General features: G+C 69.0%; 23 protein-coding genes. 14 read left to right on the top strand and 9 right to left on the bottom strand.

The features are described from left to right. Positions 1–16: 16 nt before the first annotated feature. Both manD and CXY76_RS15160 read left to right on the top strand, forming a co-directional pair. Positions 17–1,255 carry a D-mannonate dehydratase ManD gene (gene manD, locus CXY76_RS15165; RefSeq protein WP_104165979.1) on the top strand — a complete coding sequence of 413 codons (1,239 nt, stop codon included), beginning with the start codon at positions 17–19 and terminating at the stop codon, positions 1,253–1,255. Then, a complete protein-coding gene (locus CXY76_RS15160) occupies positions 1,252–2,685 on the top strand; it encodes a gluconokinase, GntK/IdnK-type (RefSeq protein WP_104165977.1) in 1,434 nt (477 codons plus the stop codon). The genes manD and CXY76_RS15160 overlap by 4 nt, the downstream gene beginning before the upstream one ends. Before the next feature lie 96 nt (positions 2,686–2,781). Here the strand turns inward: CXY76_RS15160 and CXY76_RS15155 are convergent, their stop codons facing one another. From CXY76_RS15155 to CXY76_RS15140, 4 genes are all read right to left on the bottom strand, one after another. Next, complete coding sequence (locus CXY76_RS15155; RefSeq protein WP_104165975.1) at positions 2,782–2,991, bottom strand: RNA polymerase sigma factor; 210 nt, start codon at positions 2,989–2,991, stop codon at positions 2,782–2,784. A gap of 238 nt (positions 2,992–3,229) precedes the next feature. Next, a complete protein-coding gene (locus tag CXY76_RS15150) occupies positions 3,230–3,541 on the bottom strand; it encodes an AzlD domain-containing protein (protein WP_104165973.1) in 312 nt (103 codons plus the stop codon). Further along, positions 3,538–4,287 (bottom strand): AzlC family ABC transporter permease, encoded by a 750-nt coding sequence (locus CXY76_RS15145; protein ID WP_104165971.1) that lies wholly within the window; start codon positions 4,285–4,287, stop codon positions 3,538–3,540. Before CXY76_RS15145 ends, CXY76_RS15150 begins: the two co-directional genes overlap by 4 nt. Positions 4,288–4,322: 35 nt before the next feature. Beyond that, positions 4,323–4,763 (bottom strand): Lrp/AsnC family transcriptional regulator, encoded by a 441-nt coding sequence (locus CXY76_RS15140; RefSeq protein ID WP_104165968.1) that lies wholly within the window; start codon positions 4,761–4,763, stop codon positions 4,323–4,325. A 69-nt stretch (positions 4,764–4,832) separates the two neighbouring features. On the opposite strand from CXY76_RS15140, the gene CXY76_RS15135 reads away from it, so the two are divergent. Beyond that, positions 4,833–5,474: a LysE family transporter gene (locus CXY76_RS15135; protein WP_104165966.1), complete on the top strand. Its 642-nt coding sequence runs from the start codon at positions 4,833–4,835 to the stop codon at positions 5,472–5,474. Here CXY76_RS15135 and nagB read toward each other — a convergent pair. The 3 genes from nagB to CXY76_RS15120 all read right to left on the bottom strand — a co-directional run bounded on the left by nagB (position 5,471) and on the right by CXY76_RS15120 (position 8,473). Continuing rightward, positions 5,471–6,256 (bottom strand): glucosamine-6-phosphate deaminase, encoded by a 786-nt coding sequence (nagB, locus tag CXY76_RS15130; protein ID WP_104165964.1) that lies wholly within the window; start codon positions 6,254–6,256, stop codon positions 5,471–5,473. The two genes, CXY76_RS15135 and nagB, sit on opposite strands and share 4 nt — an antisense overlap. Positions 6,257–6,352: 96 nt before the next feature. Further along, positions 6,353–7,594, bottom strand: coding sequence for a PTS transporter subunit EIIC (locus CXY76_RS15125; RefSeq protein WP_104165962.1), 1,242 nt, complete (start codon positions 7,592–7,594; stop codon positions 6,353–6,355). 135 nt (positions 7,595–7,729) lie between these two features. After that, on the bottom strand, positions 7,730–8,473 hold the full coding sequence (locus CXY76_RS15120; protein WP_233199893.1) for a GntR family transcriptional regulator: 744 nt from the start codon (positions 8,471–8,473) through the stop codon (positions 7,730–7,732). A gap of 238 nt (positions 8,474–8,711) precedes the next feature. Between CXY76_RS15120 and CXY76_RS15115 the strand changes: the two genes are divergently transcribed. From CXY76_RS15115 to CXY76_RS15090, 6 genes are all read left to right on the top strand, one after another. Continuing rightward, positions 8,712–8,945: a glucose PTS transporter subunit EIIB gene (locus tag CXY76_RS15115; protein WP_088457286.1), complete on the top strand. Its 234-nt coding sequence runs from the start codon at positions 8,712–8,714 to the stop codon at positions 8,943–8,945. Continuing rightward, positions 8,942–9,415, top strand: a complete 474-nt coding sequence (locus CXY76_RS15110) for a PTS glucose transporter subunit IIA (protein ID WP_199190324.1) — start codon at positions 8,942–8,944, stop codon at positions 9,413–9,415. Before CXY76_RS15115 ends, CXY76_RS15110 begins: the two co-directional genes overlap by 4 nt. A 38-nt stretch (positions 9,416–9,453) precedes the next feature. Beyond that, positions 9,454–10,674 (top strand): N-acetylglucosamine-6-phosphate deacetylase, encoded by a 1,221-nt coding sequence (gene nagA / locus CXY76_RS15105; protein ID WP_104165958.1) that lies wholly within the window; start codon positions 9,454–9,456, stop codon positions 10,672–10,674. A 67-nt stretch (positions 10,675–10,741) separates the two neighbouring features. After that, entirely contained in the window at positions 10,742–11,275 is a 534-nt protein-coding gene (locus CXY76_RS15100; protein WP_104166103.1) for a pyridoxal 5'-phosphate synthase, read from the top strand. A 127-nt stretch (positions 11,276–11,402) separates the two neighbouring features. Further along, positions 11,403–12,224, top strand: a complete 822-nt coding sequence (locus CXY76_RS15095) for an ABC transporter ATP-binding protein (RefSeq protein WP_104165955.1) — start codon at positions 11,403–11,405, stop codon at positions 12,222–12,224. After that, positions 12,221–14,788 carry an ABC transporter permease gene (locus CXY76_RS15090; protein ID WP_104165953.1) on the top strand — a complete coding sequence of 856 codons (2,568 nt, stop codon included), beginning with the start codon at positions 12,221–12,223 and terminating at the stop codon, positions 14,786–14,788. The genes CXY76_RS15095 and CXY76_RS15090 overlap by 4 nt, the downstream gene beginning before the upstream one ends. 96 nt (positions 14,789–14,884) lie before the next feature. On the opposite strand, the gene CXY76_RS15085 is transcribed toward CXY76_RS15090, so the two are convergent. Next, positions 14,885–15,508, bottom strand: coding sequence for a superoxide dismutase (locus tag CXY76_RS15085; protein WP_104165951.1), 624 nt, complete (start codon positions 15,506–15,508; stop codon positions 14,885–14,887). Positions 15,509–15,557: 49 nt separating this feature from the next. Between CXY76_RS15085 and soxR the strand changes: the two genes are divergently transcribed. The 4 genes from soxR to CXY76_RS15065 all read left to right on the top strand — a co-directional run bounded on the left by soxR (position 15,558) and on the right by CXY76_RS15065 (position 19,644). Beyond that, entirely contained in the window at positions 15,558–16,034 is a 477-nt protein-coding gene (gene soxR / locus CXY76_RS15080) for a redox-sensitive transcriptional activator SoxR (protein ID WP_233199891.1), read from the top strand. 48 nt (positions 16,035–16,082) lie between these two features. Continuing rightward, the gene (locus tag CXY76_RS15075; RefSeq protein WP_088457279.1) at positions 16,083–16,205 is read left to right on the top strand and encodes a ribosomal protein bL36; all 123 of its coding nucleotides are present in this window, start codon (positions 16,083–16,085) and stop codon (positions 16,203–16,205) included. 189 nt (positions 16,206–16,394) lie between these two features. Beyond that, on the top strand, positions 16,395–18,683 hold the full coding sequence (locus CXY76_RS15070) for a bifunctional diguanylate cyclase/phosphodiesterase (protein ID WP_104165949.1): 2,289 nt from the start codon (positions 16,395–16,397) through the stop codon (positions 18,681–18,683). Between the two features lie 82 nt (positions 18,684–18,765). Then, entirely contained in the window at positions 18,766–19,644 is an 879-nt protein-coding gene (locus CXY76_RS15065) for an SDR family oxidoreductase (RefSeq protein WP_104165947.1), read from the top strand. Positions 19,645–19,709: 65 nt separating this feature from the next. Here CXY76_RS15065 and CXY76_RS15060 read toward each other — a convergent pair whose 3' ends face one another. Continuing rightward, positions 19,710–20,123, bottom strand: coding sequence for a PLD nuclease N-terminal domain-containing protein (locus CXY76_RS15060; RefSeq protein ID WP_104165945.1), 414 nt, complete (start codon positions 20,121–20,123; stop codon positions 19,710–19,712). A 253-nt stretch (positions 20,124–20,376) separates the two neighbouring features. Between CXY76_RS15060 and CXY76_RS15055 the strand changes: the two genes are divergently transcribed. After that, complete coding sequence (locus CXY76_RS15055) at positions 20,377–21,930, top strand: diguanylate cyclase (RefSeq protein ID WP_104165943.1); 1,554 nt, start codon at positions 20,377–20,379, stop codon at positions 21,928–21,930. Positions 21,931–22,021 lie beyond the last annotated feature (91 nt).

Raw genomic sequence — 22,021 nt, 5'->3', positions numbered from 1 at the left:
ACAGAAGGACACACACGTGAAAATCGACAAGGCTGAAGTCATCGTCACCAGCCCCGACCGTAACTTCGTCACTCTCAAGCTCACGACCGATGACGGCCTCACCGGCCTCGGTGACGCCACCCTGAACGGCCGTGAACTGGCCGTCGTGGCCTACCTCACCGAGCACGTCGTGCCGCTGCTCCTCGGCCGGGATGCTCACAACATCGAGGACACCTGGCAGTTCCTGTACCGCAGCGCCTACTGGCGTCGCGGCCCGGTCACCATGGCCGCGATCTCCGCCGTGGATGTCGCCCTCTGGGACATCAAGGCCAAGGCCGCCGGCATGCCGCTCTACCAGCTGCTCGGCGGCGCGTCCCGCACCGGCCTGCTCGCCTACGGCCACGCGTCGGGCAAGTCGCTCCCCGAGGTGTTCGACAGCGTCAACTCGCACTTGGAGCAGGGCTACAAGGCCATCCGCGTGCAGACCGGTGTTCCCGGCCTCGAATCGATCTACGGGATCGCGTCGAACAAGGGCCTGCCCGGCAACGAGGGCGTGCGCTACGACCATGAACCCGCCCAGCGCGGCGCTCTGCCCGCCGAGGAAGACTGGGACACCCGCGCGTACCTGCGCCACGTGCCCACGGTCTTCGAGGCCGTGCGCAACGAGTTCGGCCCCGAAATCCCGCTGCTGCACGACGGCCACCACCGGATGACGCCCATCCAGGCGGCATCGCTGGGCAAGTCGCTGGAGCCGTACGACCTGTTCTGGCTCGAGGACTGCACGCCAGCCGAAAACCAGGAGGCCCTGCGGCTGGTGCGGCAGCACACGACGACGCCGCTGGCGATCGGCGAGATCTTCAACTCGATCTGGGACTACCAGCAGATCATCCGCGAGCAGCTCATCGACTACGTGCGCAGCGCCGTCACCCACACCGGTGGCATCACTCACCTCAAGAAGATCCTCGAGTACGCATCCCAGTACCAGATCAAGTCGGGCATGCACGGGCCGACCGACATCTCCCCGGTGGGCATGGCCGCGGCAATGCATCTCGGCATGGCCATCCATAACTTCGGTATCCAGGAGTACATGAAGCACGGCGACAAGACCAACGCGGTCTTCGAGCAGTCCTACACCTGGAACAACGGCATGCTGCACCCCGGCGACAACCCCGGCCTGGGCGTCGAAATGAACGTGGACGAAGCGGGCAAGTACCCGTACGCCACGGCCTACCTGCCGTACAACCGGCTGGCCGATGGAACGGTCCACGACTGGTGAGCGCGGCGCTGCAGAGCTCCGTCGGGGAGCTGCGCGGTGCGGCAACAGGGGTAGCCGCCGCGGCCGTGCAGGTAGTCGTCATGGGGGTGTCGGGGTCGGGGAAGAGCACCATCGGGGCGCTTATCGCACACTCTCTCGATGTGCAGTTCACCGACGCCGACGGTTTGCATCCGCAGGCCAACATCGTCAAGATGGCCGGCGGTGTGCCGCTGACGGATGCCGACAGGTGGCCGTGGCTGGCGCTGGTCGGCCAGGCCCTGGCCGACGCGGGAGCCGAGGGACGCGGACTCGTCGTCGCGTGCTCGGCGCTCAAGCGGGTCTACCGCGAGGCGATCAGCCAGGCCGCGCCCAATGTGCGGTTCGTGCACCTGGCCGGCTCGCTCGAGGTGCTCTCGAATCGGCTCGAGGGCCGCAGCGAGCACTTCATGCCGCCCGCGCTGCTCGAGTCGCAGCTGGCGACCCTCGAAGAACTGCACGACGACGAGCCGGGCTTCGCCGTCGACATCGACCAGCCGGTGCTGGACGTCGTGACGGAATCCGTGGCCAGGCTGGACGCACCCGCGCTGCCGGCATCCGTGACGATCGGCATCGGCCAGGGTGGCCTGCCCGTCGTCAGGGTCGCCGGTGCCGCCGGCACCGCGGAGGTCTACCTGCACGGTGCCCACGTCACCGCCTGGACGCCGACCGGTCACGCGCCGGTGTTGTGGATGAGCGGCTCGAGCGAGTTCGCCCCGGGCCACCCGATGCGCGGCGGGGTGCCGGTCTGCTTCCCGTGGTTCGGGCCACTCGCGACCGACCCCACCGCTCCGGCGCACGGGTTCGCCCGGCTGGCCAAGTGGAAGCTGACGCAGGCGCACGAGTCCGCAGGCGATGTTGTTCTCGTCTTCAGCTTGACCGACAGCGAGCAGACGCGGTCCTCCGCCTGGCCGCACCGGTTCGAGGCGCGCTACACCGTCACCATCGGCGCCCGGCTGGGCCTCGCTCTGCAGATTCGCAACCTCGACGATGCCCCGGTGGCGTTCGAGGAGGCCTTCCACACCTATCTGAGCGTGCCGGACGCGCAGGCCGTGCAGATCTCCGGGTTCGAGGGTCTGCGGTTCATCGACCGGTTAGCCGGCCCGGAGGCGCAGGACGGCGAGGAACGCCCGGTGACGCTGACGGGCGAAACCGATCGGATCTATCTCGGCACGAGCGCTGACGCGCTCATCTCAGATGGCACGGGGCGCACGGTGTCAGTCTCCACCGAGGGCTCGCAGAGCCGGGTGATCTGGAATCCGTGGCGCCGGAAGGCCGAAGCGATGGCCGATTTCGGCGCCGACGAATGGACGGGCATGGTCTGTCTGGAGAGCGCCAATCTGCAGAGCGACCGGATCACTCTGGCGCCGGGGGAGACCCACACCATGAGTGCGGTCCTCGCTCCGTCGTCCTGACAGCTCGGCTCGTATGCGGCGAGCGGTTGCCCGGCCGATAAACGAAGCCGCCGACGCCCCACGGGGCGTCGGCGGCTTCGTTTTAGGGGTATCGGGTCAGGCGGCGACGCGCAGCGCCGAACGCAGGTGCGTGAGTCCCTCGCTCAGGCGAGAATCGGCGACGTCGACGCTCACGCCGAGCAGATCGGCGACCTGGTTGTTGCTGAAGCCCGAGTAATAGGCGAGGTGAATGGCCTGGCGGTGCTCGGGTGACAGGGTGTCGATGGCTTCCGTGGCGTGGTCGAGGGTATGGGTGGCAGTAAACATGAATCGTACTTTTCGTTATGACGTGTGAAGGCGGCGCGCAACATTGCGTGCGCCGGAATTCGAACAGCGTGGGTGATCGACCGTAAGTCCCGGTCGAGTGCGTCCGAGCGGGTGTTGACCCGTTCGAGCGGTGCGTGACTCCGGCCATGGATTGGGGCAGCGGAGTGGTCGGATCGTGGTAAAGATCGACGCGCAACTTCCTACACTACCACACGGGCAGGACCGGTCCCGCCCGTCGCTACGGGAGTCCGAGCAGCCGGAGCCCGGCCGCCGCGGCCGCTCCCACGATCACCACGACCAGGAAGGGCGCCTTCAGCCAGAGGGCCACGGCGGCGGCCACCAGCGCCCCCAGCCTGGCGTCGAGCACCAGCAGCTGCCCAGTCGCTACCGTGTTGGCCACGGTGAGGGAGGCCAGCAGGCCGATGGTGAGGGTGCCGGCGACCCGGGCCACCCGCGGATTCGCCAGCCACTTCTTGGGCACGAGGTAGCCGAGAAGCTTGGTGAGAAAGCCCACGACGCAGGCGACGACGATCCAGAACCACAGGGTCACGAGGGGTCCGTCCGGTCGGTCTGCACGGTGTCGGGATAGGGGTCGATGTCGGGCTCCAGGCCTTCACCGTCGGGTCCGGCCCGGTACCCGAACCAGCCGACCGCGGCGGCGACGACCGCCGCCACCAGAATCGGCACGCCCGGCGGCACGAACGGCACGGCGAGGATGGTGGCGAGCGCGCAGGCCGCCGCGATCGCGCCGGCGTCCCTGGACCGCAGCCGCGGCCAGAGCAGCGCCAGGAACGCGGCGACGGCGGCGCCGTCCAGGCCCCACCGCTTGGGGTCGCCCAGCGCGTCACCAGCCAGGGACCCGACCAGGGTGAACACGTTCCACAGCACGAAGATGCCGATCCCGGCCACCCAGAAACCGCGCCTCTGCTCGAGAGGGTCGGTCTGACCGGTGCTCGTGGCCAGCGACTCGTCGATGGTCACCTGGGCGGCCGCGAGGCGCCGCCATCCGCGCGGGTGCAGCAGAACGTTGATCTGCATCCCGTACACGGCGTTGCGGATGCCCAGCAGCGCCGCCGCGCTCGCGGCGGCCACCGGCGTGCCGCCACCGGCGATGACCCCGATGAACGCGAACTGTGAGCCGCCGGAGAACAACAGCAGGCTCAGCGCCTGGGTCTGCCACACGGTCAACCCGGACGCGACGGACAGCGCGCCGAACGAGACGCCGTACAGGCCGGTGGCCACGGCGATGGACAGGCCGACCCGGGCTCCGGGGGACTGGCGCAAAGACGTGGTCACCGGGCGATTTTAGCCGAAGCGGCGCCTGGCGCGGATCACTCTCTGGCGGTGGCGGGTGGGCGCAGGGCGAGCCGGGTTTGGGTCTGGCCGGCCCCGGCCTGCTTCTTCAGGCGGTGCAGCAACTCGTTCAGGTGCGTGGTGTCGTTGACCCAGACGTGCAGCAGGTAGTCGTACGGACCTGTCACATGCGCGGCGTCGCGCACCTCGGGCTCGGCCAGCGCGGCGCGGAGGAAGGAGTCGGAGTCCGTGTCGGCGCGGAGCCGAACGTCGATGAAAGCCTCCAGCCCGAGTGGGCCCAACGGGGCGTCATCGGCCAGCACGGCCCGATATCCCACGATGACCCCGGTTGCTTCGAGCTTCCGCACCCTGGCGGCAGCCGCGTTCGTGCTCAGACCCACCGCGGCCCCGAGAGCACTGAAGGAAATGCGCCCATCGGTGCGCAGAATGCCGATGATTTCGCCGTCGAGATCGTCCATGCCGCGATTGTAGCCGTGCCGCTGCGAAAATCTAGGGGCCGGGTCGCCGGCCAGGGCAGGATCGTGGGCATGGAGATCGAGCTGGGGCCACTGCTCGTCGGCGGGCTGCTGGCCGGGTGGGGCGTGGCGGTGCCGCTTGGCGCCATCGGCGTGCTCCTGATGCGGGAGGCTCTGACGGGCGGCTTCGGCGTCGGGGCCGTGGCCGCGCTGGCGGTGGCCCTGGTGGACGGACTCTACTGCGTGGCAGCGCTGGCGATCGGTGCGGCCGCCGCCCCGGTTCTCGCCTCGTGGGGAGCGGCACCGGCCGTGGGCGCCGGGCTGATCCTGCTGCTGCTGGGCGGTCTTGGGCTGCGCCGCCGGCCCGCGGCGGCGGTGCCGCGCGACAGGCCGCGACCGCCGTCGCCGGGCCGGGTCTTTGCGATGTTCGCCGGGCTCACCGCGATCAACCCGGCGACACTGCTCTACTTCGGTGCACTCACGGCGGCGTTGCCGCCGTCCCTCGGCCTGGACCGGGCGCCGGCCGTGTTCGTGGCCGGCGCCCTGGTGGCCTCCCTGGCCTGGCAACTGGTTCTGGTTACGGTGGGGGCCTTCGCCGGCGGCCGGATCGGCGTGCGCGGCCAGGCCGTGCTCAGTACCTGCGGGTACGGCCTGGTGATGCTGCTCGGTGCGGCCGCCGTCGTCGTGGCGCTGCGGGGTCTGGTGGCCGGTTAGATGACCTGCCAGGCAGGCTTGTTCGCGTAGGTGTACCGGTAGTAGTCGAGGTTGGCCAGGCGCGAGGCCGCGGCCTCGTCGACGAGCACGGTCACGTGCGGGTGCAGCTGGATGACGGAGCCCGGGCTGCTGGAGGTGACCGGACCCTCCACCGCCGCGGCGATGGCCTCGGCCTTCTCCTCGCCGAAGGCCAGCAGGATCAGGTGCCGTGCCCGGCGGATGGTGCCCAGGCCCTGGGTGATGCAGTGCACGGGAACGTCGTCGGGGGAGCTGAAGAACCTGGCGTTGTCGATCCGGGTCTTCTCGGTGAGGGTCTTGACCCTGGTCAGCGAGGCGAACGAGGAGCCGGGCTCGTTGAAGCCGACGTGGCCGGTGCGGCCGATGCCGAGGATCTGCACGTCGACGCCGCCGGCGGCGCGGATGGCGGCCTCGTACTCGCTGCCCGCGGACTCGAGGGTGGCCAGGTCGCCGTTCGGCACCCGGATGTTGTCGGGGGTGAGGCCCAGGGGCAGCACCGCGTCGCGGGTGATAACGGCCCGATAGCTCTCCGGGTGTCCGCTGGGCAGGCCCACGTATTCGTCGAGCGCGAAACCGCGCACCCGGCTGACGTCCAGCGGGTCGCTCCGCAGCGACTCGGCGAGGGCGCTGTACAGCGACATCGGTGTGGAACCGGTGGCGAGGCCGAGGACGGCATCCGGTTTCTGGCTGATCAGTGCTCTGATCGATGCGGCGGCGATGATGCCGGCGTTGGTCTCGGATTCGAGGACGACTACTTCAGCCAAGGGGTGCTCCAGGTGCGATTGAGAAGAGAGGATGGTGCGAGAAACGATGGTGCCGACCGGTGCCGCGAGCGAGGCTCGCGACACCGGCCGGTCAGGCTAGACCGCGGCCTTCGAGGTGGAGTCGGGGGCGCCCTCCTCCACGATGTCGTCGCCGCGGCCCGGTGTCTTCAGGTTCCAGCGGCGGATGACGAACCGGAACAGGAAGTAGTACAGCGCCGCGTAGGCCAGCCCGATGGGGATGAGCAGCAACGGCTTCTCGGCGAGGCCGAAGTTGAGGATGTAGTCGAAGGCGCCGGCGCTGAAGCTGAAGCCGTCCCGGATCTCCAGGAAGTTCACCAGGGCGTGCGAGGTGCCGGTGAGCACAGCATGGATGACGTAGAGCGGGAAGGCGACGAACATGAACGAGAATTCCAGCGGCTCGGTGACGCCGGTGAGCATCGCCGTGAGGGCGCCGGTGAGCATGATGCCACCGACGATCTTCTTCTGCGACTTCTTGGCTTCGTGCCAGATGGCCAGGGCGCCGGCAGGGAGGGCGAACATCATGATGGGGAAGAACCCGGTCATGAACGAACCCGCGGTGGGGTCGCCGGCGAAGAAGCGGTGCAGGTCGCCGGTGGCGCCGTTGTAGTCGCCGATCACGAACCACATCATCGAGTTGAGGATGTGGTGCAGGCCGACGGGGATGAGCAGGCGGTTCGCGGTGCCGTAGAGGAACCCGCCCCAGATGTCGTTGGAGCTGACGAACGCACCGAACGAGGTGAGGCCGCTGCTGAACGCCGGGTAGAGGAAGCTGAGCAGAACACCGAGCACCAGTGCCGCAATGGCGGTGACGATCGGCACGAACCGGCGTCCGCCGAAGAAGGCCAGATAGCTGGGCAGTTTGATGCGGTGGTACTTCTGCCACAGGACGGCGGAGACGACGCCCATGAGCACGCCGGCAAGCACGTTGTAGTTCACCAGAACCTGGTCGGCGCCCTTTTCGGGCAGGCCCATCACGAGCGGAGACATCGCCTTGCCGACGTTGCTGAAGACGAGGTAACCCACCACTGCGGCCAGGGCGGTCGAGCCATCCGCCTTCTTGGCGAAGCCGATCGCCACGCCCACCGCGAAGAGCAGGGGGAGGTTGTCGAACAGCGCGCCGCCGGCAGCGGCGATCACGGCCGCCCCGGTCTCGAAGCCCGGGATGGCGCCCAGCAGGTCGGGTTGACCCAGGCGCAGTAACAGGCCGGCGGCGGGCAGGGCGGCGATCGGCAGCATGAGGCTGCGGCCGATGCGCTGGAGTTGGGCGAGGCCCGGGATTTTTCGTCCCGTTCCGGCATCTACGGTGGTGCTGGACATGGATTCCTCCTGTGTTGGTGCTCGTGGGTGTGTCTTGTGGACGGGTGAACGATGTGCGGCCAGAGGCTGCGGGACGGCATGCTGGCGCTGCCGATGAGCTCGGCAGGCCACCCGGGTGGGGCGCGGCAGGCTGACTTACAGTTCGTGGTTGAGGTCGAGGGTCATGTGGATCTGGTAGCGGTCGCCCCGGTACCACGAGGTGACGTGTTCAACGGGGGTGGACCCCGCCGACGAGGTGCGGAGGAAGACGAGAAGGGGAACGCCCACGTCGATGCCGAGTGGTTCGGCCAGTTCGGCATTCGCGGTCTCGGCCCACGCGGTCTGTTCGGCGTGATCGATGCGCAGGCCGTACTCGGTGGCGAAGGTGGCGTAGAGCGAACGGGTGAGGTCCTGGCCGCCGAGGTCGGGCAGCAGGCCGGCAGGGTAGTAGCCGCGTTCGAAGGCCATCGGGATGCCGCCGGCGAGCCGCAGGCGCTCGACCCGCTGCACCTGCGCCCCGGCCTTCAGTCCCAGCGCCGCCCGCACCTCGAGGGGTGCGTCGATCAACCTGGAGCTCATCACGACGGTGGCGGGCACGAGGCCGCGCCGGCGCATGTCTTCGGTGAACGAGGCGAGGTGCAGGTCGCTCTGCACGCGCTCGCCGGCGACGAAGGTGCCCTTGCCCTGGATGCGGTACAGCACACCCTCGTCGACCAGTTGGCGGATCGCCTCCCGCACCGTTGACCGGCTCACGCCGTACTTGGTCATGAGCTTTCGTTCGGGCGGGATCGCGGCATGCGGTGCCAGGGTGGTCTCGACTCGTTCGAGCAGGATAGACCGCAACTGCACGTGCTTGGGCACGGCGCCGTTGGCGAGGAGCGGGCCGTCGAGGTGTGTCACGACTTCGTCACCTTTCCGGGGTGTTGGCATTCGGGGGAGCGGGCTTTCTGTGATCCAGCTGACAACCAACCAGACCACTTCCGCTTTGTGGTCCGTACTGGTACGGTCCAATTACTCGATAATGGAGGTGCGGCGGTCGGTTTGTCAAGGGCCGGCCCGCATGGGCGTCTCGTAGATGAGAGCCTCCTTGTCGACCGATCCATCCCACAGATCCGTGAACATTTCCGAGGAGTAACGAATGAGTAGCAAGGCAGAGCAGATCCTGGCCGGCCTCGGCGGCGCCGATAACGTCGTCGACATCGAGGCGTGCATCACCCGGCTGCGCACCGAAGTGACCGACCCCACGCTGGTCGACGAGCCCGCACTCAAGGCCGCCGGCGCGCACGGCGTGTTCAGGTCCGGCACCATCGTGCAGGTCATCGTCGGCCCCGAAGCCGAGAACCTCGCCGACGACATCGAGGACCTCAGGTGAGCAACGCCGCCCTGACCGTGCTCGCGCCCGTTGCCGGCCGGGCCGTCGAGCTCGGCCTGGTACCCGACCCCACCTTCGCCCAGGCGATCGTCGGGCCCGGCGGGGCGATCGACCCTCCTCGCGAGGTCGTCGACGCGATCGCGCCGATCAGCGGCAAACTGCTCAAGGTTTTCCCGCACGCCTACGTGATCGTGGCGCCGGAGGGTGTCGGGGTGCTCGTGCACCTCGGTATCGACACCGTGCAGCTGAAGGGTGCGGGGTTCACCCTGCGCGCCCAGCAGGGCGACACCGTCACCGCCGGTGACGTGATCGTCAGCTATGACGTTCCCGCCATCGTCGCGAGCGGCCGCGACCCGATCGTGCCGGTGATCATCCTGGAGCGCCAGGCGGAGAACATCACCCTGGCCGACGCCGTGGCCGCCGGTCTGGAGCTCGCGGCCGGAGACACCTTCCTCACCGTCCGCGGCTGACCCCGCAGCCCGCCACCGACATTCCTGGAGACCCCGTCATGACACCGCCCTTTTCCCGACCCGACACTGCAGAGCCCGGGCACGCGCCCGCGCTGCCGGGCGATGCCGGACCGGGCACCGAGACGCCGCTGCTTCTCGCCGCCGGCACGGTGATCCTGCCCGACCGGGAGTACTCACCCGGCTGGGTCGAGGTGCGCGGCGGCCTGATCGTTGACTGCGGAGCCGGCGAACCACCCCGGCCCGCGGATGTCTCACTGCCGGCCGGGGTGCTCGCGCCGGGCTTCATCGACGCCCACAACCACGGTGGCGGTGGGGTCAGCTTCAACGATGCGGACACTCACGCCGTCGCCAGGCGTATCACCCAGACCCACCGCGACCACGGCACCACCACCCTGATGGCCAGCCTGGTGACCTCGCCCATCGACGAGATGGAGCGCCTGGTGCGGGCGCTCGCCGAGCTGGTGCACGACGGCCTGCTGGCCGGCATCCACCTGGAGGGCCCGTGGCTGAGCCCCGCGCACCGGGGCGCGCATGCCGAGCACCTGTTGCTGCTGCCCGACCCGGCGAGCGTCGAGCGGCTGATGGGAGCCGGCGGCGGCGCGGTGCGCATGGTCACCATCGCCCCGGAGCTGGAGGGCGGGTTGGCCGCCGTGGCACGCATCGTGGAGCACGGCGCCGTGGCCGCCGTCGGCCACACCGACGCGGACTACGACCTCACGCAGGCCGCGATCGCGGCCGGGGCCACCGCGGGCACCCATGTCTTCAACGCCATGCGGCCGCTGCACCACCGCCAGCCGGGCGCCGCCCTCGCGCTGCTCGAGGACCCGACGGTGTTCGCCGAGCTGGTCGCCGATGGGGTGCACCTGCATCCGGCCGTCCTGCGCCTGATCACCGAGAGTCCGGCCCGCACGGTGTTCGTGTCGGATGCGATGGCCGCGGCCGGCGCCGAGGACGGCGACTACAAACTGGGCGCCCTGGACGTACGGGTGGTCAACGGCGAGGCACGGCTGGTCGACGGCACCATCGCCGGCAGCGTGCTTACCATCAGCCACGCGGTGCGCTACGCGGTGCTCACCGCCGGGGTGCCGCTGCCGCTCGCGATCCGGGCCGGCACCCAGAACCCCGCCGACCTGCTCGCCCTCACTGACCGGGGCCGCATCCGGCCGGGCCTCCGCGCCGACCTGGTGCTGCTCGACGCCGGCCTGCACGTGCACGCGACCCTCCTCGAGGGCGTCTGGGTCTCGCGAACTGTGAGCTAAGCCCCAGAAATCTCAAGTTTTAGGTGCTTTGCTCACGGTTCGCGGGCGGATGGGTAGGCTCGCGACCGTGAGTGACACCTTGAGAGCGCGGCTGCGTGCCCTGCCCGACTTTCCCGATGACCTGCCGAAGTTCGACCCGGCTACCGCCCCGGCCGACCCGGTGGAGCTGTTCCTCAGCTGGTTCGAGGCGGCGCTGGCCGCCGGGGTGCGGCAGCCGCACGCTTTCAGCCTCGCCACCGTCGGCGCCGGGCCCGGGGCGGGGGCGCCGTCGTCGCGGATGCTCATCCTCAAAGACCTCGACGACGACGGTTGGCAGTTCGCCACCGCGCGCACCTCCCGCAAGGGCCGTGAGCTGGCGGCCAACCCGCAGGCAGCCATGAACTTCTACTGGTCCCAGCTCGGCCGTCAGGTGCGACTGGTCGGCCCGGTCGTCGAGCTCTCGGCCGAAGCCTCCGCCCAGGACTGGGCCGCACGGCCCGCCGCCGATGCGGCACCGAACCCGGCCTGGCAGCTCTACGCGCTGCGGCCCTCCGAGATCGAGTTCTGGCAGGCCAGCGCCGACCGCCGGCACATCCGCCACCGTTACGACCTTCCCGGGTAGCCCGAAGGCGGCACTCAGGGTTCGCTCAGGGTCGAGTCAGGGTTTGTCCCGATGCCGCGATGCGGCCAGAGGGCAACACTGGGGATCGACCCCAGCGCGCCCGCGCTCCGACAGTGAAGGACCGTACATGACCGCCCACACGCTCACCTCGAACCACCCGGCGCGCTCGCTTTCAGCACCGCCGGCATCCGTGATCGCGTACGCCAGGGGCCTGGTCAAGACCTACGGCACCGGCGAGACCGAGGTGCGCGCCCTGGACGGCATCGACGTGGACTTCGCCCGAGGCGAACTGACGGCGATCATGGGCCCGTCCGGGTCGGGCAAGTCGTCGCTGATGCACTGCATGGCGGGACTGGACACCGTCACCGCCGGCACCGTGATCGTGGACGACATGAACGTGGGGCGGATGTCACAGCGTCAGCTCACGGCGCTTCGCCGCACCCGGCTCGGCTTCATCTTCCAGTCGTTCAACCTGATTCCCACGCTCACTGCCGCCGAGAACATCACCCTGCCGCTGGACATCGCCCGGCGCCCGGTAGACCGGGCGCATTTTGCCGCGATCGTCGCGGCCGTCGGGCTCGAGGACCGCCTGCACCACCGGCCCAGCGAACTCTCCGGTGGTCAGCAGCAGCGCGTGGCCTGCGCCCGAGCCCTGGTGGCCCGGCCGGCGGTGGTGTTCGCCGACGAGCCCACCGGCAACCTCGACTCGAAATCCGCCGGTGACCTGCTGCGTTTCCTGCGCGGGTCGGTCGACGACCTCGGCCAGACGGTCGTCATGGTGACCCACGACGCCCGGGCGGCGGCCTACGCCCACCGGGTGCTGTTCCTCGCCGACGGCCGGCTCGTGCACGAACTCACCGACCCCACCCAGGCGTCGGTGCTCGACGTCATGCGGTCGATGGGCGACGAGACCGAGGCCGAGCACGAGCACGACGGCGCCCGGCGATGACCAGGGTCGCGTTGCGCGGCATCCGCGCCCACCTGGTGCGCTTTCTGTTGTCGCTGCTGGCGGTGACCCTCGGGGTCGCGTTCGTGGCGGGCACCCTGTCGCTTCGCACCATGATGGGATCCACCTTCTCCGGCATCGTGGCCAGCTCGATGCAGGCGGATGTCTACGTGCGCGGCAGCGAGCCCGCCGCCAGTGCCGCCCAGCCCGGAAGCTCGGCCGCTGAGGTGCGGGAGGCCATCCCGGCCGACCTTGCCCAGACCCTCAACACCGTCGATGGTGTGCGGCACGCCCTGCCCGCGGTCTCCGGACCCATCGTTCTTGTCGGCGCCGACGGCACGGCCGTGGTGAGCTCGCAGGCACCCAGCTTCGGGATGGCGCTTTACCCCGACGACGACACCCTCGACATCGTCGCCGGGCAGACACCGGTCGGCCCGACGGAGATCGCGCTGGAATCGGCCACCCTCGAGTCGTCGGGCCTGACCGTCGGCGACGAGACCTCGGTCGTGCTCGCCGGTGAGGTGCAGACCGTCTCGGTTGTGGGGGAGGTGTCGCTCGGTGCGCCGATGGCCGGCGCCACCATCGTCTTCCTGGATGTGCCCACCTCCACCGCCGTCTACGCGGCCGACGGCCTGGTGGCGAGCATCGACGTCTACGGGGACGCCGGGGTGGACGAGCAGACCCTCGTCGACCGGATCGAGGCGGCCCTGGCCGCCGCCGACGCCACCGGGCTCGAGACCGTCAGCGGCACCGCCATGCGCACCGAGGTCACGTCAGAGATCAACGACATGCTCGGATTCGTTCAGACGTTCATGCTGGTCTTCGCCGGGATCTCGCTGTTCGTCGGTGCTTTCATCATCTCCAACACCTTCGCGATGTCGGTGCAGCAGCGGATGCGTGAATTCGCCCTCCTGCGCGCCGTCGGCGCTTCGCCCGGCCAGGTGTTCGCTTCCATCCTCATCCAGGCCGCGGTGGTGGGTCTGGCCGGCTCCGCACTCGGCATCGCCGCCGGCCTCGGCCTGGTGTCGCTTGTGCGCATGGCGGTCGGCCAGATCGGCATGGACCTGTCCGGCAGCATCCCGCTCGACCCCGCCACCGTGGTGATCTCGCTGCTGGTGGGCACCCTGGTGAGCATCGCGGCGGCGGCGCTGCCCGCCCGCCGGGCGGCGCTCACCCCGCCGGTGGAGGCCATGCGCGAGGCCGGTGGTGCCAGGTCCAAGTCGCTTCGGCTGCGGGCCATCGTCGGATCCGCCCTCACCGTCGCCGGCCTGGCCGGCCTGGTCGCCGCGTGGTCCCGGCCCGACCCCGACGGCCCGGCACTGCTGGGCCTCGGCGCCGCCGGGGTCGTCGTCGGGGTGCTGGTCCTGGCCCCGGTGATCGCCCGCTACTCGCTCAGCGCCCTGGCCGCGGTCTTCGTCGTGGCCGTCGCACCGCTGGGCCGGCTGGCTCGCGGCAATGTGATCCGCAACCCCCGCCGCACCGCGAACACCGCGGGGGCGCTCATGATCGGCATGGCCCTGGTGGGAGCGGCCTCGGTGCTCGCCGCCTCGGCGACGGTCTCGACCCGCGCGATTGTGGACGACGGCTGGATCGCGGACTTCTCGGTGCAGTCCGCCGCCGGGGTGGTGCCGGCCGGTGTGGTGGCCGACCTGCGCGCCCTGGGTGCGGTGGACTCCGTCGAGGAGCTGCGCTACGGCCCGGCGATGCTGGCTCCGGCCGCCGGTGACGCCGTCGCCGAGCGGTCTCTCATCGTGGTGGCACTGCCGCCCGCCGCGCTCGGGCAGACCCTCGACATCGACGCCGTCGAGGGCACGCTGGCCGGCTTCGCGTCGGGGCAGGTTGCCGTTCAGCGAAGCGCCGCAGACGACCACGGCTGGTCGGTGGGCGACGAGGTGACCTTCACGACGGAGGCCGGGCGGGCATCCGCCCCGATCAGCGCGATCGTCGACACCGCCATGATCGGCGCGCCGATCATCATGCCGGACGACGTCTTCGACCGCATCGTGCCGGCGTCGCAGGCCGCGATCGACTCGCTGCTGATCACCTCGGCGGCGAACGCCTCGCCGGCCGAGGTCCGTGACGAACTGACCGAGGCGGCCGCGCCATACGTCGTGCTGTCGGTGCTCGACAAGGAGGAGTTCGCGGGCCGTTTGGCGGGGCAGGTCGACCAGATCCTCGGCATCCTCTACGCGATGCTGGCGTTGTCGATCATCATCGCGATCCTCGGCATCGTGAACACCCTGGCGCTGTCGGTGATCGAACGCACCCGGGAGATCGGGCTCATGCGGGCGGTGGGCCTGGGCCGGATGCAACTGGCCGGCATCATCACCATCGAATCGGTCCTCACGGCCCTGTTCGGCACCGTCCTGGGCATGGCCGTCGGGGTGGGCATCGCGTCGCTGATGCCCGCGGTCTTCACCGAGATCGGGCTCACCGAGCTCGCCATACCCTGGGGCCAGCTCGCGTCGATGCTCGGGGTCGCCGCCCTGGTCGGAGTGCTGGCTGCCCTGTGGCCGGCGATCCACGCGGCGCGGTTGCCCGTGCTGCAGGCCGTGTCGGCGGACTGACCCCGCCACACGCACGCGAGCCGTGAGCTAAGCCCCGAAAAACGCTGGTTTTCGGGGCTTTTCTCACGGCTCGCGAGGCGGGCGCGCTGGTTGGTGCTACAGCGTGATGAGGCCGGAGGTGGTGTCGCGCGCCTTCGTGAAGCGAGCGGAGACGTTCTCCCAGTCGGTGACGGTCCAGAACGCCTTGACGTAGTCGGCGCGCACGTTCTGGTAGTCGAGGTAGTAGGCGTGCTCCCAGACGTCGAGCATGAGCAGCGGTACGATGCCGGCGGGCAGGTTGCCCTGCTGGTCGTAGAGCTGCACGATGATCGGCTGCTGGCCCAGGGTGTCCCAGGCGAGGATCGACCAGCCGGAGCCCTGAACGCCCATGGCGACGGCGGTGAAGTGCGCCTGGAACTTCTCGAACGAGCCGAAAGTGTCATCGATTGCGGCAGCGAGCTCACCGGTGGGCTTGTCGCCACCGTTCGGGGACATGTTGGTCCAGAAGATCGAGTGGTTGACGTGGCCGCCGAGGTTGAAGGAGAGGTCCTTCTGCAGCTTGTTGACGAAGGTGAGGTTGCCGGATTCGCGGGCCTCAGCGAGCTGGTCGAGTGCGGTGTTGGCACCGGTCACGTAGGCCTGGTGGTGCTTGCTGTGGTGGAGCTCCATAATGCGCCCGCTGATGGCGGGCTCGAGGGCGGCATAGTCATAGGTCAGCGGGGGAAGCGTATATGCGGTCATTTGTTTACGATATCGTCTCAAGTGCACTTGAGATCAAGGAGAAGGCCCAGTGTCAGAGCACTTGTCCAGCAATGATCTTCTGCCGATCGGGCAGGTTGCCGCCCGCGCCGGAGTTCCGGTCTCCACCGTGCGCTACTACGAGACGCTGGGACTGATCCCGGCGCTGCGCTCGAACGGCAACGCGCGCCTCTTTCCGCGGCACGTGCTGCGGCGCATCGCCCTCATTCAAGTTTCGGTGCGCTACGGGATCTCACTCGCCGAGGTCGCCGAGATGCTCAAGGACCTGCCGGACAGCCGCCCACCGAGCCGGGCCGAATGGAGCACCATTTCCGCCACCTGGGGGGAGCACCTCGCGCGCCAACGAGCCGTGCTCGAACGGATGCAGGCCGAGCTCACCGGCTGCATCGGCTGCGGCTGCCTGTCGCAAACCCGGTGCGCCGTGGTGAACTCCGATGACCGCCTGCGCACCGACGGCGCCGGCCCGCGCCGGGTATTCAACGCACCGGAGGCCACCGAATCGGAATAATTTCGGCTGTTTTGTGTTGGTCTGGTTAACCGACGGAAAGGAGCCAGGATGAAGGTACGTAATTCACTGGGTTCGATGAAGAAGATGCAGGGTTCACAGACGGTGCGGCGCCATGGGCGCACATTCGTCATCAATAAGTTGAACCCCCGATTCAAGGCTCGCCAGGGTTAGTCCCGTCGGTGCGGCGTGCGGGTCCGGCCGATCCGTGCCGCCGCTCGATTGGCGAGTCGGCATTTCCAGCCCTAAGAGAATGGCCCCGGCGTGACGCCGGGGCCATTCTGCGTCTCCGGGCCAGCGCCCTGCGGTGGGGACCAAAGGTCGCCGGGCGGTAGGCTGAACCGAGATCTGAGGGAGAGTCACGTGTGGCGGAACTGGCGTGACACGAACTCCCGACGCAGCGGAGACCGCTGGCTGATCTGGGCCGTCTTCATCCTCGTGGCGGCCTACACGATCGGGCTGCTGCTGCACGGCGAGGGCCCGAACCCCGTCGTTGACATCTGGTTGGGGGAGCTCACCCAGTGGCTCCCCGCCGCGGTCTTCTGGCTGGCCGCTGTGCGCACGGGCTTCGCCCGCGGCGACGTGCTGTTCGCCACGCTCGCGCTGACGTTCAACGCCGCCGCCGACACCTACTACGTGCTCGCGATGGATGCGTCGGGCGAACTGCCGTTCCCGTCTCCGGCCGATGTCGGGTACCTGCTGTTCTACCCACTGATGCTCCTCGCCCTGATCGCCCTGGTTCGCAGCCAGATGCGCGGCCTGGCCTGGTCCGTCCTGCTGGATAGCGCGGTCGGTGCCCTCGGTGCCGCTGCAGTCCTCGCTGCGCTCCTCGGCCCGGTGCTCACCGAGGCGGTCGACGAGTCCGCGATCCTGGCCACGGCCGTCGCGGTGGCCTACCCGGTCTTCGACCTGCTCCTCGTCGCCGCGATCGCCGGCATCGCCGCCGCTCCGGGCTTGCGCATTGGCCCGCGCTGGGCCTTCCTCGTCGGCGGCCTCGTCGTCTTCGCCGCCGCGGACGTCGTATACGCGCTTCTCGAGGTGAGCGGCACCTACCTCGTCGGCCTTCCCCTCGACGCCGCGTGGGCGCTCGGCACCGCCCTCATGGCCGTGTGGGTCGACGCCGCCGGACGCCCGCACCCCGGCACCTATTTCACTGACAGGAAGACCCCGGCCCTCTTCGTCCCCGCGGTCGCTGTCGCCGCAGGACTGGGCGTGCTCATCCTGGGGACGCAAATCGTCCAGCCCGTTGCGGCGGTCATCCTGGCCAGCCTCACTGTGTCCTTGGCCGCGATCCCGCTGGTGTTCCGGCAGCGACTGCTGCGCCGGCAGGCACGAACCGACGACCTGACCGGCCTGCCTAACCGGCGCGCGCTCTACGCGGATGCGCCGGCTCTGCTCACCATCAGCCGTGCGAGCGGGCGTCAACGGCACAGCGCGCTCCTGTTGCTTGACCTCGACAGGTTCAAGGAGGTCAACGACAGCCTCGGCCACGATGTCGGCGACAGGCTGCTGGTGCAGGTGAGCGCCCGTCTGGCGGCGGCGCTGCCGGAGGACGCCAGGCTGGCCCGCCTCGGCGGGGACGAATTCGCCATCCTGCTCGGCAACGCCGGCGAGGCCGAAGCCACTGCCGTGGCACTGGACCTGCGCGACGCGCTCGCCCAGACCTTCACCCTTGAGGGGCTGGCCGTGCAGACCAGCGTCAGCATCGGCATTGCGCTGTTCCCCGAACAGGGCCATGACCTCAGCGACCTCTTGCGTCGTGCCGACATGGCAATGTACAAGGCCAAGTCCGGCCGGCACGGCCACCACGTGTACCAGTCCGAAGACGACAGCCACGGCGACACCAGGCTGCGTACCCTGCAGGAACTGCGTCTGGCCGTCACCGACGACCAACTCCTGGTGCACTACCAACCCAAGATCGGCCTGCAGACCGGCGAGGTCACCGGCGTCGAGGCGCTCGTGCGCTGGCAGCATCCGACCCGCGGGCTGCTGTTGCCCGAGGACTTCCTCGACCTCGTCGAGGAATCGGGGCTGATGCACGCGCTCACCCGGATCGTGCTGACCAAGGCGCTCGATCAGGCCGTGCTCTGGCAGGCTGACGGCCACGCGATGACCATCGCGGTCAATATGTCGGCAAGCTCGCTCGTCAACGTCGAGCTCCCCGAGGAGATCGTGAGCATGGTCGCGGCACGCAAGCTGCCGGCGTCGGCGCTGATGCTGGAGATCACCGAAGACTTCCTGATGAGCGACAGGGACCGGGCCAGGGACGTGCTCACCCGGCTGCGGGAAGCCGGAATCCAGATCGCGGTCGACGACTTCGGCACCGGCTACAGCTCGCTCTCCTACCTGCGTGACCTTCCCATCGACGAACTCAAGCTGGACCGGTCATTCGTGTTGCCGATGGCCTACGACGCCCGCGCGGCCTCGCTGGTGGCGTCCACCATCGAGCTGGCCCACAGCCTGGGCCTGCGCATGGTGGCCGAGGGTGTCGAGAGCAGCGTGGCGTACGACGAGCTGGCCCGGTACGGCTGCGATCACGCGCAGGGTTTCTACATGTCGCAGCCGATTCCGGCCCGGGAATTCGACAGCTGGTTGGCGGCTCGCCACGAACTCGAACCGGGCGCACAGGACGCAATCCCGCTCCTGCCGTGACGATTGGACCGCTGGGCTCGTCTTAGTCATGAACCTGGCAAGCCGTTCTCCGGCTTGACCCCTCGTGCCGCAAGGAGCTTTCATGACCGACGTCCGGAACCCCGTCACCAGCTACCACACCGGCGGCTTCCCACCACAGCAGCAGCACCAGCCCGGCCTCACCGGGGCGACCCTGCCGCGCCCCGACCACGGCGAAGACACCTATGCGGGCACCGGCAAGCTCCTGGGCAAGCGGGCGCTGATCACCGGTGGCGACTCGGGGATCGGCCGTGCCGTCGCGATTGCCTTCGCCCGCGAGGGCGCAGACGTGGCCATCTCGTACCTGCCCGACGAGCAGGCCGACGCCGAAGACACCGCGGCCCTCGTGCGCGCTGCCGGCCGCACCGCGGTGCTGCTGGCCGGCGACATCCGCAACGAACAACACTGCATCGACATCGTGGAGCACACCACGGTTCAGCTCGGCGGCCTCGACATCCTCGTGCTGAACGCCGCCTACCAGGAAAACCGCAACGGGCTGGAGACCCTCTCGACGAAGGAGTTCGACAGGGTTTTCAAGACCAATCTCTACGCCACGCTGTGGATCGCGCGCGCCGCGATTCCGCACCTCGAGCCGGGGTCGTCGATCATCACCACCACCTCGATCCAGGCGGCCAGCCCGTCACCGGAGCTGATCGACTACGCGATGACCAAGGCGGCGCTGGTCGCGTTCACCCAGGCCCTCGCCCAGCAGCTGGGGTCCACCGGGGTGCGGGTCAACGCCGTAGCACCCGGGCCGATCTGGACCCCGCTGATCCCCGCGACGTCGTGGCCCGACAAACTGCCCACCTTCGGCCAGGACACCCCGCTGGGTCGGGCCGGTCAACCCGCCGAGCTGGCGTCGGCATACGTCTACCTGGCCTCGACGGACGCGTCGTACACGTCCGGTGCCGTGCTGCCGGTCACCGGCGGGCGCGGGTTCTGACCGAGCACGGACACAGCGACAGCGGGCGGCGGCATCTCGGATGCACCGCCCGCTGGCTGTAGTTGTCAGACGACGTCGGATCGGGCCTGGGTGTTGCCCAGTGCCCGGTCCTTCAAAACCGCGTACTCACCCTGGCTGATCGCTCCCGAGTCCAGGAGCTGCTTGGCCTGGGCGATGTCTTGTGCGGGGTTGCTGCCGGCGACCGACCGGATGTACTCGTCGGTACTCGCCCTCTCTTGCATTCCAGCGTTGACCTGGCGCTCCGCCATACTGCGGCCGCGTGCGATGACGTACACCAGCACGGTCAGGATGGGTACGAAGACCATGAAGAGCAGCCACGCCGCCTTGGCCCAACCGTTCAGGGTGCGATCCCGGAACACGTCGATGATCACAGCGAAGAGTGCGAAGAGGTAGGACACGAACACGAATGTCCAAAAGAAGAATCCGATGAAATCCCAGAAATTAGACCAGAAACTCATGGTCGGCACCTTTCTCTGTAGCGTATGGCCGAGGCCCTGCCGCCGCATGGGGCAGCATGTCACAGTCCTTGGCTGGTATTCACGGTAATCACACAGGGCGGTTCTGGATCACCCGGAACGGGTGAGAACAGCACGGCGGCAAACCTGGGTCGGGGGAGGCCGTGGACGGCTATGCTGAGCCACAACAGTGCGTCCTCTCCCTCGAGAAGACTTCCGGCGGGAACGGAGGCGACTGTTGGGGAGTGGGGGCGCGGTGACGGCAGTCGAGCAACTGACGGTCGATGAGCGTCTTGCCTGGGTTGAGCGCCAGTACTGGATCGACAAGGACGTTGCGCTCGCCGCCGCCCAGGACTGGCTGGCGGAGCTGGGACCAGGCGAGCACGGTGCGCTGAGCCGGCGCCTGGAAGTGCAGGTGGCCTCGATCATGACCCGCAAGGGCGATCCGAGCCAGGGCGCAACCGATGTGCAGCGCATTCTGCGTTGGGCAGAGCGGCACGGCGAGCCCACCCTGCAGTCTCGCTGCCACGACGTTCTCGGCTCGGTCTTCGAGATGGTGGGCGACCGGGCCCTGGCCCTGGAACACGCCGTCGCAACGAACGACCTCCTCGGCGAGTCCGAGAGCCCCTTGATGCGGGCCGCAGCCCGCCTGACCCTGGCCGATGCCCTCGGCTCTGCGGGTTCGTTCGACGAGGCACGCCGCCGGTACAACGAGGCGCTTCGTCTGGTCATCGACGACCCGGAAACCAGCATCCGTTACATGATCCTGAACAACCTCGCCTTCTCGGAGTACCTGGCCGGCAACCAGGACGACGCATTGGTCGCGGTGGAGAGTCTGCTCGCGCTGTCCGAACTCAACAACCGCCCGATCGGCATGTACGCCCGCGACACCATCGCCAGGGTCTACCTCGCTGCCGGACGGCTTGAGGAAGCCGAAGCGACCCTGGTGGCGGCCATCGAGGCCAAGCCGGTCGACTTTCACCCCGACAGCATCGCCGCCGCCCAGGTCACCCTCGCCGAGACCTGTCGCAGACTGGGACGCCTGGATCAGGCCCAGGCCGTCGTCGACCAGTGCCGGGAGCTCACAAGGGAGAACGGACTCGTGCGCTGGGCCACCGAGCTCATCCGCGAGCAGGCCGAGATCCACGCCGAGCGGGAGGACTTCCGGGCGGCGTTCGAGGCCTATCGCAGCTACCACGAACAGTCCATCGCGCTCGGCGCGAGCGAGAACGAGGCGCGCGGGCGCATCCTCGAGGCGATGTTCCAGACGGCTGAATCCCGTCGGGAAAGCGAGCGCTACCGCGAGATGGCCGAACGCGATCCGCTGACCGAGTTGCACAACCGCCGGTTCGTCGACGAGCACCTCAGTCTCCTGCTGTCGCTCCTCCGCGAGGGCGGCGCGCCCGTCGCCATCGCCATGCTCGATGTCGACCATTTCAAGCGCATCAATGACACGCTCTCGCACGAGGTCGGCGACGACGTGCTCCGAACGCTCGGCCGCATATTGACGGAGGCCGTCGAGACGGTTCCCGGGGGCATCGCGGCACGACTGGGCGGCGAGGAGTTCCTTCTTATTCTGCCCGCGCACGACGCGGCCGCCGCGGGCGCGCTGTGTGAGAAGGTACGGCTGGATGTGGCCGGTCACGATTGGTCGCCCATCGACGCGGGCCTGCGGGTCACCGTGAGCCTGGGCGTCGCGCTCGCCCCGGACGACGCGGCTACGAGCTCGTCGCTGTTGCGGGCGGCTGACGTGCGCATGTACGTGGCCAAACGAGACGGCCGCAACCGCGTGGTGCACGTCGGCGACTGACCCATCACACCGAAGTGCCCCCGTCCGGACGAGCCGCCCCGCTGTGCGGGGCAACTCGTCCGGAAGAGGGCAAGTGGTAGGCGGCTGAGCG

Origin of the sequence: Cryobacterium sp. N22 (assembly GCF_002929555.1) — a bacterium.
In the GTDB taxonomy this organism is placed as follows: domain Bacteria; phylum Actinomycetota; class Actinomycetes; order Actinomycetales; family Microbacteriaceae; genus Cryobacterium.
This window is presented reverse-complemented; position numbering and strand designations above follow the sequence as displayed.